The sequence below is a fragment of the Neobacillus sp. OS1-2 genome (genome assembly GCF_030915505.1).
Classification (GTDB): Bacteria; Bacillota; Bacilli; order Bacillales; family Cytobacillaceae; genus Neobacillus.
Genome location: NZ_CP133265.1, coordinates 2,967,918 through 2,982,378, shown reverse-complemented (window position 1 = coordinate 2,982,378; position 14,461 = coordinate 2,967,918). Strand labels below are relative to the sequence as shown.

The following is a 14,461-nucleotide window of genomic DNA, read 5'->3' as shown; positions in this document are numbered from 1 at the left end:
CTCTACGTAGTTTTTTCGGAGTTCATTCATATTATCCATTCCAGAAATTTTTTTCTAAATTTCGCCCAACTAAGGTTCAATATTTTAACTGAAGGCGGTGCATTAATTTTTCAAAGTATGGATAAAACAGTTGAATGGCCGGACCTACTGTAAAAGTAATAATAATGGTTCCATAAGAAATAGGCCCCTTTAAAATAAATGCTGGAATGAAGGCTGTAATTTCGCCAATTGTTTTGGCCATCATCAAGTTCACGTTGAAACGTTCCTTTATTGCTAACATAAAATTGTCAATCGGACTTTGCGGGAACTTTGCTTGCAAATAGATGGATGCTCCAAATCCAATAATTAAGATGCCGGCGAGCAGCATGCCTAATTTGGCGATAAATGGGTTCACCGTAAACCGATCAAAAACAGTCATAAGCCAAAAGTCTACTAAAGAACCGATGACAATGATTGTTAAAAAGGAAAGAAAATCGGGTCTCCTTTTTACTAACAGGGCATTAACAAAAATTAAAATCGCCCCGTCAATCATCACCCATTTGCCGACGGACAACCCTACCCTCTCCGTTAGCACGACGTTCAAGGCATCCCAGGCTCCTACACCAATATCAGCCACTTTAATGGTCATACATACCCCAAAAGTCATAATAGTTAGCCCAATAATAAAAAATAAAAATCTAATAAAAAATTTCATTTGTCGCTCCTTTATAATAGGTAAAAACGTAATAGAAATGTAATAATCTGATTATTTACAAAATTCTATTTTAGGATTATACTATACTTAACCTTTCAAAAAAGGAGGGCTGTAATCAATCAGCTAACCAGTTACTTAATTATCTTTAAGGAGGTTGGGATTCCCGTCTTATATTTACCTTCAACACTCGTGTTTTTCGCAGTCTAAATTACATGAAGGTTGGTGATTGATGGACCCAAAGAAAGCGATTGATTTATAAACCCAAATAACGGTTACATTATAGCACAGTAATGAAGAATTACCCCGTACATTTCAAACATTAGAATACTTTGAAACAAAAAGAAGACTCTAGACCATTAGGCCTGGAGTCTTCTTTTTGTTCCTTTATTGGTGCCTGACACCTATAAAGGTATTTCGACCTTTCTTATAGTAGAAAGAAGCCGATTCCCATTATTACGTAGGCTGCGAGCAGTGTTAGTCCTTCGAACCAGTTGGATTCCCCGTCGTTTGAGATGACAACCATTAGTAGGACTGATGAGACCATTGCGATTAATTCCTGCCAGCTGAATACCAGCGGCATTGATTGCTCAAAGAAGAGCGAAATCAGGACCAGGACGGGTAAGACGAACATGGCCACTTGTAAGGTTGAGCCGATAGCAATTTCAACCGCAATATCCATTTTGTTTTTGAATGCCATCAAAACGGCGGATGCATGTTCTGCCGCATTTCCGACGATAGCTACAATGATGACCCCAATGAATAGCTCTGACCAACCGAACGTCTCTCCCACATATTCGAAGGTATGAACGAGATGTTCTGAAATATAGGCCACGGCTAATGTTGCAACCAATAGAACCCCGATGGCCTTACCCTTTCCCCATTCTGGTTCCTCGTCTTCGTGACCAACCTTTTCAGTTTCCGTTTGATAAACCCCTCGATGGGTAACAAGTTTAAAAAATAATGCTGCAAGATACAGGAGAATTAAAATGATCGAGATCCCAATACTTAGGGAGAAAGTTTTTGCTTCATTCATATTTATCGAAAATACCTCTGGAATAACAAAGGCAATCATCACTGCAAACATCAGCAAGCCGGAATTGTGCCGTGCGTCAAATACATTAAATTCCTGCCGCTTGAATTTTAGTCCACCAACAAAAAAAGAAAGTCCTGCAACCAATAGCAGGTTTCCCAGGACGGAACCGGTTAATGAGGCAAGAACAATGCCCACTAGTCCTGCTTTTAGCGAAAAAACAGATATAATCAGCTCTACCGCATTTCCAAAGGTTGCATTTAAAAGACCTCCAATGCGCGGGCCAGCAACAATAGCAAGACTTTCAGTTGCCCTCCCCATAAAGCTTGATAACGCAATAATCGTTAAACAATAAAGAATAAATAGAATAATACTTGGCCAATGCATCAGTGTTCCGATAACTGAAAGGGGAACACCGATAAATGTTAGCAGCATAAAGACTTTATTAGCCAATGCCATCCCTCCACTTTTAATTTTTATTCTCTTCCCTTTTACTTCCCTTTATTTGTTTCTGCTAGTCCCTATACCATCTACTTAACGAAGCAGGAAAATAATTCATTTTCAACCAAAAGAGCCCTTATCTTGTTATAATAAATAATTGATAATTAATACTCAACCAAATTATTTTTTCTAGAGGTAAAAAATGATAAACGTTAATACGAATTTTAGATTTTGGATATTAGTTAGTATTGTGGCGGTCTCGGGGTTTAGTCAAGGAATGCTCCTCCCACTAATAGCAGTTATTTTTGAACATAGTGGCATTTCCTCTTCATTAAACGGATTAAATGCGACGGCACTATACATAGGAATACTTTTAGTATCCCCATTTATGGAGCAACCTCTTCGGAAATTTGGCTATAAGCCCATTATCATTTTCGGTGGCTTAATGGTCATTGTCTCATTGGCATTGTTTCCGTTGTGGAAAACATTTTGGTTTTGGTTTATATTAAGGCTTTTCATCGGAATCGGCGATCATGCCTTGCATTTTGCTACACAGACGTGGATTACTTCCTTTTCACCCGAAAAGAAGCGGGGAAGAAATCTTTCGCTCTATGGATTATTTTTTGGGATAGGATTTGCCACTGGACCATTAATGACGCCATTGGTTAATGTAAATGAGGCCCTTCCTTTCATATTATCTTCTGCTTTATGTTTGGTGGGATGGGTCTTCCTATTTGCCCTTAAAAATGAGCTTCCAGATCAAGAAATAATGGTCCATTCCTTCACTGCCACGATAAAGCGATTTTCACAAGCATGGAAATACGGATGGGCTGCCTTTCTACCCACATTTGCCTATGGTGTATTAGAGTCATCTCTAAATGGAAGTTTTCCAGTATATGCATTAAGGATTGGCATCGATGTGAAGAGTGTTTCGATTCTTTTAGCCTCCTTTGCCATTGGTGCGATTGTATTTCAGCTGCCATTAGGTATGTTAAGTGATAAATTTGGACGAAGGACTATTCTAATCACTATCCTATTTCTTGGGTCCATTTGTTTTACAGCTGCGAGTTTCTTTGAACAATCCTTTTTCTTGCTGGCTGTCTGTTTATTTGTTGCAGGAATGTGTGTGGGCTCCACATTCTCGCTTGGTATTTCCTATATGGCAGACTTAATGCCGAAAAATTTATTTCCAACCGGAAATTTACTGTGTGGCATCTTTTTCAGTCTGGGTAGTTTAATTGGCCCTACATTGGGTGGATTTTTTATTCAGTTTTTTAAAAATATCAGCTTCTTTCATATAATCAGTACATTATTTTTTATTATCTTCTTAATCATCTCGTTAAATAAGGAAAAGTCATTGGTTACGGTAAATGAGTAAGTATGGAAATGAAGCAAAATCATATCTTAACGCATAGACTATGTGGTAAGATTAAGGAAAATAAACTAGATAAATTTTTGAGATTTTTGCTGTCATCACTTCGATGACAGCTTTCGTGTTTTTTAGGGGTAATGACATTGATTATTTTTATCAATTAGAAATAGAAAAGCTGAAGCTAGACATTTCTCAAAGTCGAGATTGTTACCAATGTTGAACCAGAGGGGGAGAAACAATGAGTTCCGAAGCAAAGACTCTTGCAAAGGGTATTCAGAAGACTGGCATGATAGAAAAAATGAAACCACATCTCGAATTGATCGCTGCGGGGTTAAGTGGGGTGTTGATTTTAGTTGGCTGGCTGTTTGATAAGTATGGAAGCGGCGCTGATTCTATCGTCGCCTACCTATTGGCATTTGTGATTGGCGGTTTTGCCAAAGCAAAAGAAGGCATTGAAGCCACCTATGAAAATAAAGAGCTGAACGTTGAGATGCTGATGATCTTTGCCGCAGTAGGTTCCGCTATCATCGGATACTGGACTGAGGGGGCTATTTTAATCTTCATTTTCGCTGTCAGCGGTGCCATGGAAACCTACACCATGAATAAAAGCCACAAGGAAATTTCTTCGTTAATGGAGCTGCAGCCGGAAGAGGCCTTGCTGATCACCAACGGCTATGAAAAAAAGGTGCCTGTTTCAGAGCTAATGGTCGGTGATCAGATCCTCATTAAACCAGGGGAACGTGTCCCTTCAGACGGAATGATTATCAAAGGACAAACCAATATTGATGAAGCAGCGATAACAGGTGAATCAATGCCTGTTTCTAAAGGGGAAGAAGCAGATGTATTTGCCGGAACCGTTAATATGACAGGTTCAATTTCTGTTCGGGTGACAAAGTCGAGTCAAGATACTCTTTTTCAAAAAATCATTCAGCTTGTTCAATCGGCTCAAAGCGAAAAGTCACCGTCACAGTTGTTCATTGAACGATTTGAAGGAACCTACGTTAAGGTAGTCTTGCTTGTTGTGATTTCAATGTTTTTCCTGCCACACTTTTTTCTTGGCTGGAGCTGGCAAGAATCCTTTTACAGGGCAATGATATTATTAGTGGTTGCATCCCCCTGTGCACTGGTCGCTTCCATCATGCCCGCTACGTTGTCTGCCATTTCAAATGGAGCCAAACATGGGATATTAGTAAAGGGCGGGGTGCATCTTGAAAATTTAAGTCATTTAGAGGCCATCGCTTTTGATAAAACCGGTACGCTCACAAAAGGGAAACCGGAAGTCACCGAAATAATTGTTAAGGAAGGCCTTGAAAAAGAGAAGCTCATTTGGAAAGCGGCTTCGATAGAAAGTCATTCGAACCATCCGCTGGCACAGGCCATTGTTCATTATGCGAAGAAGAATATTAAGAAAGAACTATTTCATCCTGACACCCTTGAAGATATCCCAGGTTGGGGTGTTAAAGCAGAAGTAAATGGAGAACAGTGGAAGATTGGCAAGGCAGCATTTGTGGGGAAAGAAAATGTTGATCGGTTTGCCGATGGAAAGGCTAAAGACCTTGCAAGCCTTGGCAATACGCTCGTGTTTATTGAAATAGATGGAGAGCTTTGTGCAATGGTGGCGATGAAGGATGTCGTTCGTGAGGAAACTAAGTTTGCCATTGACCATTTAAAGAAACAAGGTATTCGAACCGTCATGCTCACTGGCGATAGTGAAAAAACAGCCCGTGCTATTGCTACGGAAAGTCACGTCGATGAATTTTTCGCGGAATGCCTCCCAGAAGAAAAAGTGGAACAGCTCAAGCAACTGAAGGTAAAATATAAAACTGTTGCAATGGTTGGTGATGGTATCAATGATGCACCTGCATTAGCGATTGCGAATGTCGGGATTGCGATGGGTGGAGGGACAGATGTAGCTCTAGAAACTGCTGATATTGTTCTCATGAAAAATGATTTACCGAAGATTTCTGAAGCCATCCACCTTTCACAGCGTATGAACAAAATCATCAAACAAAATGTCATTTTCTCTATCACCGTCATCATGTTGTTGATTTCTTCAAATTTCTTTCAAATGCTCGATTTGCCCTATGGGGTCATTGGCCATGAAGGAAGTACGATTCTTGTCATTTTAAATAGCCTGCGATTATTAAAGTCATAGGTGGAAATTCGTTAAATGGGCCGGGTGAAGCATTATTCACCCGGCCTTTTTAGTAGGATATTATTTTCAACTTAGAGAAATGGCCAGCGCCAGCGTCCTAGCTGACCAGTGCGCTTTAGTGGTATCCGTTAGATCCATTTGCCGATCCGGACGTTTTGTTTCCTTTACTGCCTTTGCCTTTTTGCTTTGTACTTCCATCCTTTTTAGTATGCTTTGTCATCGACTAAAACCTCCCTTATTAGTGGGTTACCCCTCTATTCTAGTTTGGGCAAACGACCTTTTTTCATGAAGGTAAGTATTAGCAATTTGACCGATTCTTTTCACTATAGAAGGCATTAATTTCGCCACCAATAATAATAATGAACGCAGAAATATATAACCAAATCATTAAAATAATAATGGTTCCAATACTGCCATAGGTAAGTGAATAGTTACTAAAATTACCCACATAAAAGGATAAGCCGATGGACGAAAGAATCCATCCAAGAGTGGCAAATATAGCTCCAGGAAAAGCACTCCGACAGCGCAGTCGCACATTGGGGGCAATCCAATACAATCCTGTAAAAATCAGAAATAAAATAATGGCACTCACGAGCCAGCTTAATGTACTCCAGATCTTAATAAATTCTGATGTGTATCCTAATTTTGAAAATAAGAAAAGCCCAATTTCCCTGCCGAATATTGGTAGAACAATGGCCAGAAGAAAGACAAAGATCATCGCAAAGGTTAGTACGATCGCCATTCCACGTGAGACGATGTATGAACGGCTTTCCTTTACATTGTAAGCCTTATTAAAAGCCCTCACAACGGCATTTATTCCATTAGAGGCTGACCAAATCGTCCCGATTATCCCGAAGGAAAGCAACCCGCCATTCCGATGTGTCATGATTTCATTGACATTCTTTTCAATTAACTCTATCGCTTCCGCCGGTGCAAAATCCTTGATCATCCCCAGCATGTCTTGATGGGGAATCGGGAAGTATGGTAAAAGCGTAAAGATGACAATTAAGAGTGGAAACAAGGAAAGAAGAAAAAAGTAGGCCAATTGTGCGCTTAACCCTGGCAGGTCATCTTCTTCAATCCGGTGCCAAAGTAACCTTATCAATGAGGAACGTACATTCACCTCTTTGCCCATTGCTCTACCTCCTTCTTTATTTGATCTTTACTCCTTCTCCTCTAACTTCTTCTAGTAGGTCTGCTTCTTCACTGCCAGTGAATGTATCCTTTGTTTCTTTCATCATTTCTGTTACCTGTGGTGTAAGCTCCTTTATCTCCTCCACCTTATCTGTAATATAGGAAATGTCTTCGCTCACCTGTTCAAAGGTTGTTTTGATTTTATTCGCCGTACCCTTTACTTTGTCAGCTATTTCTCCCGGATTTCGGACAATATAGGCCACTTTGTTTGAGGTTTTTGAAAGGTTTTCCTTCATCGCCTCTCGTGTTGGTTTGTCAAATAAACTGATAGCCCCACCCGCAAGGGCTCCAAGCAGCATACCCTTCCAAAATTGATTTTTTCTCGTCATCTTAACCTCTCCTTATACCATATAAATATCATTAAGTGTCCTTCAAAGAAATTAATACCAAAAATGAATCCTATCATTATTTTGCTTTATGTAACCTTCCTATGCAAGTCTCACACGGTAACTTTTATTCCCTATCTATGGTTAAACTAAACTTCAAAGGAAGTTTGTATTGACAGATACTTTTTAACATGAAAAGATTGGATTATTAATTCGGAAAGGGTGCCCGAAATGAATTTATCAGTAAGATCTGTTGAAAATGTCGAATATATGATTGAACAAATTAAGGATAAATTAAGAGTGCTAAACCTTGGAGCCATCAAGCCATCACACTTTGACGAAGAAATGTATGAAGAATTAAAAGAAATTTACGATATGGTCATGAAAAAGAATTCATTTAGTCCCAATGAAATGCAGGCCTTAGTCGAAGAGCTTGGAAATCTTAGAAAGAAATAAGAAAAAACCCGTTATTGTGCTAAATAACGGGTTTTTTCTTTGGGCAATTGAAGCAGTGAAGCAGGGGACGGTTCTTCTGCATCTTAATTTGGTTTATTTCTGTTCAGTTAGGATGATGGGGCCATCCTTGGTAATCGCAAGTGTGTGCTCGTATTGAGCAGAATATTTTCCATCAAAGGTTCTTGCTGTCCATCCATTGTTATCCATCTTTGTTTGGTATCTACCGATATTCACCATTGGCTCGATGGTAAAAACCATGCCTTCTTTAATTCGCGCGCCTTTACCGGGCAAGCCATAATGCGGTACATCTGGTTTCTCATGAATCACCGCACCAATCCCATGCCCAATGAAATCCCGAACAACAGACAACCCTTGGCTTTCAACGTAGGTTTGAATGGCGTGGCCAATGTCCCCAATTCGATTGCCTGCCACGGCCTGTTCAATCCCCTTATACAAGGCTTCCTTTGTTACTTGTAATAAATGATCTGTTTCCTCCGAAACCTGGCCAACTGCATAAGACCATGCCGAATCGGCCAAGGCCCCATTGTACCTAACCACCATATCAATTGTGACAATGTCCCCTTCTTTTAAGGGTTCTTTTCTTGGAAAGCCATGACATACTTCGTCATTGATACTGGCACATGTTGCATATTCATAGCCTTTATATCCCTTTTGTTCCGGTGTCGCTCCTTTTTCGTTTAGAAATTTATTAACAAACTCCTCTATTTCCCAAGTTGTGACACCTGGTTTAATTAATTTTGCTATTTCTTTATGACAGGCTGCAAGAATATCTCCGGCCTTTTTCATTGCTTCAATTTCACGTTGTGATTTAAGAATGATCATATAGGAGGATCCCCTTCCTTTTTTGTTTCATTTTATGTATATTTAACAATATGATTCAGCACGGCATATCATTTTTGTAAAAGCGTACTCTTGGCTGACAACACATTTTATATTACCTCTATCTACTCGTTTTTTCAAAAATTTTTACTGCAGGTTCTGAAACGACTATTTCCATGTTCATTATATTGTAACATTCAGATGTTCTTAATATGGTACTTTTCCATTCTATTTGGTAGAATGAACATATTAATATTAAAAATAGGTGTGTGAGGCTCAATGATTGGTGACCGTGTTAAAAAATTCCGCTTAGAAAAGAAAATGTCACTATCCGAACTTGCTGAACAAGCAGGAGTGGCTAAATCTTATTTAAGTTCCCTTGAAAGAAATCTGCAAAAGAATCCTTCTATTCAGTTTCTCGAAAAAATTGCTGCTGTATTAAATCTTCCAGTTGAACATTTAATACATGAGCAAATCGATAAGGATACATTAGATAACGATTGGATGAATCTAGTCAAAGATGCAATGAGCTCAGGCATTTCAAAAGATCAATTTCGCGACTTTCTCGAATTCAATAAGTGGCGGATCAACCAAAATAATAACGAATAGGAACTGTTTTATCCCGAAAAGAAAAGCATTCAACAAAAAATGTCATTTTTTGTTGAATGCTTTTTTATTTAGTATGTACGTCAGCTTTCATCCTGGTTGTCTCGATTAAGAAAATCACGTACATCTTCAATTGATAGTCCAAGATCCTTTGCTTCCAGTATTAGTGCCATCCATTCCTGATCGATTACATCCACTTCACTTTCTGTAATAATCATTTTTCACACTCCTAAAATACGATTCGTATTCCAGGCAGCCCGGCCACCATAGCAGTTAAAAACCTGCCTTAGATCCTCGGCTTTGCGTCCCTGCTTTTCAACAAGTTTGCCTTTTTCTGTCACCAGTACAACTAATACATGACCGATTACCTTTTTCGCTTTTCCCTTGCTAGGCCGATTTACTTATTCAAATAAAAGATATGTTCATTATATCTAGTCCTTTACTAACATGGTGTTATATTTTGTCAGTATTGTAAATTTTCTAACTTCTTTTTCTAACAAAATATCCCATAATCCTACAAAATTAAAAAATCCTTTGAATCAATTCAAAAGTAGCGATAAAAAGAGAACCCCTGCCATTTTTATGTTAAATAGATTTGTCTAAATTGTGACAGTTATCATATAATATTAACAACATATAAATATACTTAATATTATTAATATTCCAAAAACGGCGGTGAAGTAATGCTATGACTGTTGTTCATGTCCTAAACTTTTCAATTCCGATTGCATTCATTGTGTTTGCCGGTTATTTTCTTGACAGGATGTGCAAACCTGATAAAGCAGAAACAAAAGCTGGTGATGAGTGAATAGCCACTCTATTACCAGCTTTTTTTCTACTCGTTCGTAATTTTTTTTAAATGTTCGGGAATGCTACAGGTGATGACGAAAGGAGTGGTCCGTATGGCACGAGGAGAGCATTTTGAACATAAAAAGAAGAATCATCCTGGTGAGTTTCCAATGAATAGTGCAACAGAAAAGCATACAAAGGAAGCCATTGGGGATGAAGAATTCCTTGTTACCAGAGAAGCATTTAAAAATAGAGTCGAGGAAGACGAGGGTCGGGGAGATACCGCCCGCTTGCTGCCGGAACAAATGGAGTAAAAAAGCGCAACCACCCTGTTAGATATAAAAAGGCGTGAATGATTCACGCCTTTTCATTTTTGCCTATTAATATTCGATCGCAAGCGAAGCCACGAGTTGAGAAAACTCTATTGTTTTTAACCATTCTGCAGCCTTTTCGATATCTTTTGAAAAAATGCGGTCTTTCGTAATGGATGGAACCTGCTCCCGTCCCTTTTCATAGAACATTTTTGTATGACTTGCCATTTTATCTACTCCACGAATTTCTACAGCCTGCATTGCGCAAATCATCTCAATAGCCAGCACTCTTCTGACATTCTGAATAATTTGATACGCATGTCTTGACCCGATCGTCCCCATACTCACATGATCCTCTTGGTTTGCTGATGATGGAATCGAATCAACACTTGCGGGATGGGCAAGTGTTTTATTCTCAGAAACCAATGCCGCGGCCGCATATTGCATGATCATTGCTCCAGATTGTAATCCCGGCTCGGGACTTAAGAATGGCGGTAGGTCATTTAGCTGCGGGTTAACTAATCTTTCAATGCGTCTCTCCGAAATATTGGCTAATTCCGCGACCGCAATTTTCATAAAATCCATGGCAAAAGCAATTGGCTGTCCGTGGAAGTTTCCTCCGGAAATAACCTTTTCACCATTATCAAAAATTAATGGATTATCAGTTGCTGCATTCATTTCTATTTCTAGTTTTTCTTTTACATAATCAAGTGCTTGCCATGAAGCACCATGTACTTGTGGGATACAGCGCAGCGAATAGGCATCCTGGACTCTTATTTCCCCTTGCTGGGTTGTTAATAAACTGTCGCTTAAGTAGCGGCGGATTCTTGCCGCTGTATCGATCTGTTGTTTATACCCTCTTGCGATGTGTACCTCTTCAGCAAAAGCGTCAATAATTCCATTTAACCCTTCGATGGTCATAGAGGCAATCAGTTCACTTTCATGTGCTACCTGCTCTGCTTCCAAATAACCGACAACCCCCATTGCGGTCATTGCCTGTGTCCCGTTAATAAGGGCCAGCCCTTCTTTTGCTTCTAAAGTTACAGGGAGGATGCCTTCTTGTTGAAGCGCCTCAAGAGATTCCATTCTTTCCCCTTTATAAAACACTTCACCTTCACCGATTAACACTAAAGCAAGATGCGATAACGGCGCCAAATCACCGCTTGCACCAAGGGATCCTTGCTGCGGAATAACAGGGATGATGTCCTTGTTCACTAATTCCAATAGCTTTTCAATGACAAGCGGTCTAATTCCCGAATAACCTTTTAAAAGTGCGTTTGCCCTTAAGAGAACCATTGCTTTAGCAACAACCTCTGGGAATGGATCGCCTACACCGCATGCATGAGAGCGGATTAAATTAAGCTGCAAGTCTTGTACATGATCCTTATCAATCAACACATCACTAAATTTTCCAAATCCCGTGGTAATCCCATAAACTACACGCGATTCTGAAACGATTCTCTCAACGGCTTCCCGGCTTTTTTGAGCCGCTTCCATACTCTTTTCTGATGCGTTGACCTTTTGCTTGCGGTATAAAACATCCTTCATTTGCTCTAGTGTTAGACTGTTACCTGTCAGTGTAATCATATTTCTCGCTCCTCTACCACTTTAGTATAATAAAGAAAGAGGCTGGATTCCGAATCTTATTTGATTGGGAGTCCAGCCTCTTTTATAAAAGTAATTAAATTTTGTACCATTCTTCGGCGATGCCTCATTGGGATCAGTCCATTCTATAAACTATTAGGTTGATAATTATTGTATGTGAAGAAAACCCTAGATGTCAACTAAATTTTCTGAATTTTAGCACGATAACACTTTAGCAGAATAATATAGAAAAGGGCTATTCAAGAAGATTTTCATTCTTCTTGAATAGCCCTTTACGTATCCTATTAGTCAAACTTCAACCCTTTTAACGCTTCTGCTAACGCATTATTCAAAGGTTCTTCTTCCTTTTGCTGATTTTTCAAATACTTTTGGACTGTCCGCTTATCGACTTTACCGCCAGATTCCTTTTTGCGGCGTGCTTCAAATGCCGATAGTTTTTCACGATGACCGCATTGACAGGCAAACACTTGTCCTTCCCCTTCACCCCGCAGCTCAAGCTTTTTATGGCATTTTGGACAGCGAGCGTTTGTGACACGGGCAACATTTTTACGATGGCCGCATTCACGGTCTTGGCAGACGAGCATTTTCCCCTTTTTACCATTCACTTCAAGCATCGGTTTTCCACAATCAGGACAATTCTTTGTCGAGATGTTATCGTGCTTATACTTTTTATTACTTGCTTTAATTTCAGCTACAATTTCTTTTGTGTAGTTTTTCATTTCGCTAATAAACACATCTTTTTTCAGCTTGCCCTGGGCTATTTTGTCAAGCTTTTGTTCCCACTCGGCCGTCAAAGTCGGTGATTTCAGCTCCTCTGGCACTAAGTCCAGCAATTGACGGCCTTTTGAGGTAATATGAATATCTTTGCCCCGCTTTTCAATTAAAAATGAATTGAAAAGCTTATCAATGATATCCGCTCGGGTTGCAACAGTACCAAGCCCGCCTGTTGATTTTAAGGTCTCTGCCAGTTGTTTATTTTTCGTATTCATATACTTCGTTGGGTTTTCCATTGCCGACAGTAATGTTGCTTCATTAAAGCGGGCAGGCGGCTTCGTTTGACCTGATGTTTGCGCGATTAGTTTAACGTCTAAGGTATCACCTTTTTCAATTCGTGGTAATATTTGTTCTTTCAGATCGTCACTTTCATCGTCCTCTTCAAGTCGATTATTGTAAACTTCCTTCCAGCCAAGTGATAAAATGGTTTTTCCTCTAGCAACGAAGTTTTCCTCACCGATTCTTGCACGAAGCGTTAATTGCTCGTACTCAAATACCGGGAATAGAACGGCTAAGAAGCGTTTAACCACTAAATCATAAATTTTTCGTTCTTTATCTGTAAAAGCTGAAAGATTAACATAACCTTCAGTAGGAATTATGGCATGGTGATCGGATACCTTGTTATCATCAACAAAAGATTTAGAAGCCTTGATTGGCTTTTTTAAGATTTTATTCGTTAGTAGGCGATATTCACCAATTCCACATGCTTTTAGTCGTTCTGGTAGGGTTGGCACAATATCGGATGAGATAAACCGTGAGTCTGTCCTTGGGTACGTTAAAACTTTATGCTGTTCGTACAGTTTTTGCATAATATTTAGCGTTTCCTTTGCCGAGTATCCAAAGATTTTATTCGCATCCCTTTGTAGTTCTGTTAAATCATATAGACCCGGTGAAAATGACTTCTTAGGCTTCTTTTCAATTTCCGTAACAACGGCATTTTGTTTCCCTAGTTTTTTTACAATCGCCTCGATTTTCTCTTTTTCAAAACTGCGGCCGTTCCCTTTTGCATCCTGCCAGGTTAGCTTTAATTGGTCTCTTGTGTGGGCTTCGATACCGTAATAGGTTTGTGCTTTAAAGCTTCTAATCTCATCCTCACGGGCCGCAATCATCGCAACAGTAGGTGTTTGCACACGGCCACAGTTTAGTTGGGCATTGAACCGAGTTGTTAATGCCCGTGTTGCATTAAGACCGATATACCAGTCAGCTTCTGAACGAGCGACCGCTGATGCATATAAATTTTCATAAGACTTACCCGGTTTCAAGTTTGCGAACCCGTCTTTAATCGCTTTATCGGTAACAGATGAGATCCATAGACGTTTGATCGGTTTATTGACTTTTGCCTTATCAATAATCCACCGAGCAACTAATTCTCCTTCTCTCCCAGCGTCTGTTGCCACGATTATTTCTTTGACATCATTTCTAATCAGTTGACTTTTAACCGCATGAAACTGTTTTCCCGTCTGCTTAATGACAGTCAATTTCAATCGTTCAGGCAGCATAGGCAAGTCTTCTAAATTCCATGTTTTATATTTGACATCGTAACTTTCCGGGTCCGCAAGTGTGACTAGGTGCCCGAGGGCCCACGTGACGATATAGTTATTTCCTTCAAGATACCCGTTTCCTTTTTTATGACAATTAAGCACCTGAGCAATGTCACGTGCGACAGAAGGTTTTTCAGCAATGACTACACTTTTTACCATTTTTAAAACATCCTTTCAAATTTCCATATGTTAAATATAGCATACGTCCCAAATGGAATCAGTAATTCCGAAATTTCCAATGGAGGAGCTTATACGTCGTTTGTCATTTTTTTCTTGAATAACCTTCTATCTGGATAGTATGATGTATTGGCAGAACTATCGAAACGA

Annotated in this window: 13 protein-coding genes and 1 riboswitch; of the genes, 5 read left to right on the top strand and 8 right to left on the bottom strand. The window is 39.5% G+C overall.

Features of this window, described 5'->3' with window-relative positions; genetic code table 11:
• Positions 1-76: 76 nt before the first annotated feature.
• Both RCG19_RS14670 and cax read right to left on the bottom strand, forming a co-directional pair.
• Positions 77-694: a YczE/YyaS/YitT family protein gene (locus tag RCG19_RS14670; RefSeq protein ID WP_308107748.1), complete on the bottom strand. Its 618-nt coding sequence runs from the start codon at positions 692-694 to the stop codon at positions 77-79.
• Positions 695-1,118: 424 nt separating this feature from the next.
• The gene (cax, locus tag RCG19_RS14665) at positions 1,119-2,177 is read right to left on the bottom strand and encodes a calcium/proton exchanger (RefSeq protein ID WP_308107747.1); all 1,059 of its coding nucleotides are present in this window, start codon (positions 2,175-2,177) and stop codon (positions 1,119-1,121) included.
• Between the two features lie 190 nt (positions 2,178-2,367).
• On the opposite strand from cax, the gene RCG19_RS14660 reads away from it, so the two are divergent.
• Positions 2,368-3,543, top strand: a complete 1,176-nt coding sequence (locus RCG19_RS14660) for an MFS transporter (protein WP_308107746.1) — start codon at positions 2,368-2,370, stop codon at positions 3,541-3,543.
• A gap of 232 nt (positions 3,544-3,775) precedes the next feature.
• Positions 3,776-5,692 carry a heavy metal translocating P-type ATPase gene (locus RCG19_RS14655; RefSeq protein WP_308107745.1) on the top strand — a complete coding sequence of 639 codons (1,917 nt, stop codon included), beginning with the start codon at positions 3,776-3,778 and terminating at the stop codon, positions 5,690-5,692.
• Positions 5,693-5,990: 298 nt separating this feature from the next.
• On the opposite strand, the gene RCG19_RS14650 is transcribed toward RCG19_RS14655, so the two are convergent.
• Positions 5,991-6,827: a YihY/virulence factor BrkB family protein gene (locus RCG19_RS14650; RefSeq protein ID WP_166240903.1), complete on the bottom strand. Its 837-nt coding sequence runs from the start codon at positions 6,825-6,827 to the stop codon at positions 5,991-5,993.
• A 16-nt stretch (positions 6,828-6,843) separates the two neighbouring features.
• The gene (locus tag RCG19_RS14645; RefSeq protein WP_166240901.1) at positions 6,844-7,215 is read right to left on the bottom strand and encodes a YtxH domain-containing protein; all 372 of its coding nucleotides are present in this window, start codon (positions 7,213-7,215) and stop codon (positions 6,844-6,846) included.
• A gap of 228 nt (positions 7,216-7,443) precedes the next feature.
• Here RCG19_RS14645 and RCG19_RS14640 point away from each other — a divergent pair, with 228 nt between their 5' ends.
• Positions 7,444-7,668, top strand: a complete 225-nt coding sequence (locus RCG19_RS14640) for a DUF1128 domain-containing protein (RefSeq protein WP_166240899.1) — start codon at positions 7,444-7,446, stop codon at positions 7,666-7,668.
• Positions 7,669-7,761: 93 nt separating this feature from the next.
• Here the strand turns inward: RCG19_RS14640 and map are convergent, their stop codons facing one another.
• Entirely contained in the window at positions 7,762-8,511 is a 750-nt protein-coding gene (gene map, locus RCG19_RS14635; RefSeq protein ID WP_308107744.1) for a type I methionyl aminopeptidase, read from the bottom strand.
• 276 nt (positions 8,512-8,787) lie between these two features.
• Here map and RCG19_RS14630 point away from each other — a divergent pair, with 276 nt between their 5' ends.
• Entirely contained in the window at positions 8,788-9,117 is a 330-nt protein-coding gene (locus tag RCG19_RS14630) for a helix-turn-helix domain-containing protein (RefSeq protein ID WP_166240895.1), read from the top strand.
• An 80-nt stretch (positions 9,118-9,197) separates the two neighbouring features.
• Here the strand turns inward: RCG19_RS14630 and RCG19_RS14625 are convergent, their stop codons facing one another.
• The gene (locus RCG19_RS14625) at positions 9,198-9,332 is read right to left on the bottom strand and encodes an anti-repressor SinI family protein (protein WP_166240893.1); all 135 of its coding nucleotides are present in this window, start codon (positions 9,330-9,332) and stop codon (positions 9,198-9,200) included.
• A 30-nt stretch (positions 9,333-9,362) separates the two neighbouring features.
• Positions 9,363-9,453: riboswitch (cyclic di-GMP riboswitch) on the bottom strand.
• 563 nt (positions 9,454-10,016) lie between these two features.
• On the opposite strand from RCG19_RS14625, the gene RCG19_RS14620 reads away from it, so the two are divergent.
• On the top strand, positions 10,017-10,217 hold the full coding sequence (locus RCG19_RS14620; protein ID WP_308107743.1) for a hypothetical protein: 201 nt from the start codon (positions 10,017-10,019) through the stop codon (positions 10,215-10,217).
• Positions 10,218-10,283: 66 nt separating this feature from the next.
• Here the strand turns inward: RCG19_RS14620 and hutH are convergent, their stop codons facing one another.
• Complete coding sequence (gene hutH, locus RCG19_RS14615; protein WP_308107742.1) at positions 10,284-11,801, bottom strand: histidine ammonia-lyase; 1,518 nt, start codon at positions 11,799-11,801, stop codon at positions 10,284-10,286.
• 302 nt (positions 11,802-12,103) lie between these two features.
• The gene (locus RCG19_RS14610) at positions 12,104-14,293 is read right to left on the bottom strand and encodes a DNA topoisomerase III (protein ID WP_308107741.1); all 2,190 of its coding nucleotides are present in this window, start codon (positions 14,291-14,293) and stop codon (positions 12,104-12,106) included.
• Positions 14,294-14,461: the final 168 nt, after the last annotated feature.

Bases quoted from the DNA above. Each gene is read 5' to 3' on its own strand.
- RCG19_RS14660 (WP_308107746.1), top strand. From the start codon at position 2,368: ATGATAAACGTTAATACGAATTTTAGATTTTGGATATTAGTTAGTATT.
- RCG19_RS14620 (WP_308107743.1), top strand. From the start codon at position 10,017: ATGGCACGAGGAGAGCATTTTGAACATAAAAAGAAGAATCATCCTGGT.
- RCG19_RS14630 (WP_166240895.1), top strand. From the start codon at position 8,788: ATGATTGGTGACCGTGTTAAAAAATTCCGCTTAGAAAAGAAAATGTCA.
- RCG19_RS14640 (WP_166240899.1), top strand. From the start codon at position 7,444: ATGAATTTATCAGTAAGATCTGTTGAAAATGTCGAATATATGATTGAA.
- RCG19_RS14670 (WP_308107748.1), bottom strand. From the start codon at position 694: ATGAAATTTTTTATTAGATTTTTATTTTTTATTATTGGGCTAACTATT.
- RCG19_RS14650 (WP_166240903.1), bottom strand. From the start codon at position 6,827: ATGGGCAAAGAGGTGAATGTACGTTCCTCATTGATAAGGTTACTTTGG.
- RCG19_RS14610 (WP_308107741.1), bottom strand. From the start codon at position 14,293: ATGGTAAAAAGTGTAGTCATTGCTGAAAAACCTTCTGTCGCACGTGAC.
- RCG19_RS14625 (WP_166240893.1), bottom strand. From the start codon at position 9,332: ATGATTATTACAGAAAGTGAAGTGGATGTAATCGATCAGGAATGGATG.
- RCG19_RS14655 (WP_308107745.1), top strand. From the start codon at position 3,776: ATGAGTTCCGAAGCAAAGACTCTTGCAAAGGGTATTCAGAAGACTGGC.
- hutH (WP_308107742.1), bottom strand. From the start codon at position 11,801: ATGATTACACTGACAGGTAACAGTCTAACACTAGAGCAAATGAAGGAT.
- map (WP_308107744.1), bottom strand. From the start codon at position 8,511: ATGATCATTCTTAAATCACAACGTGAAATTGAAGCAATGAAAAAGGCC.
- RCG19_RS14645 (WP_166240901.1), bottom strand. From the start codon at position 7,215: ATGACGAGAAAAAATCAATTTTGGAAGGGTATGCTGCTTGGAGCCCTT.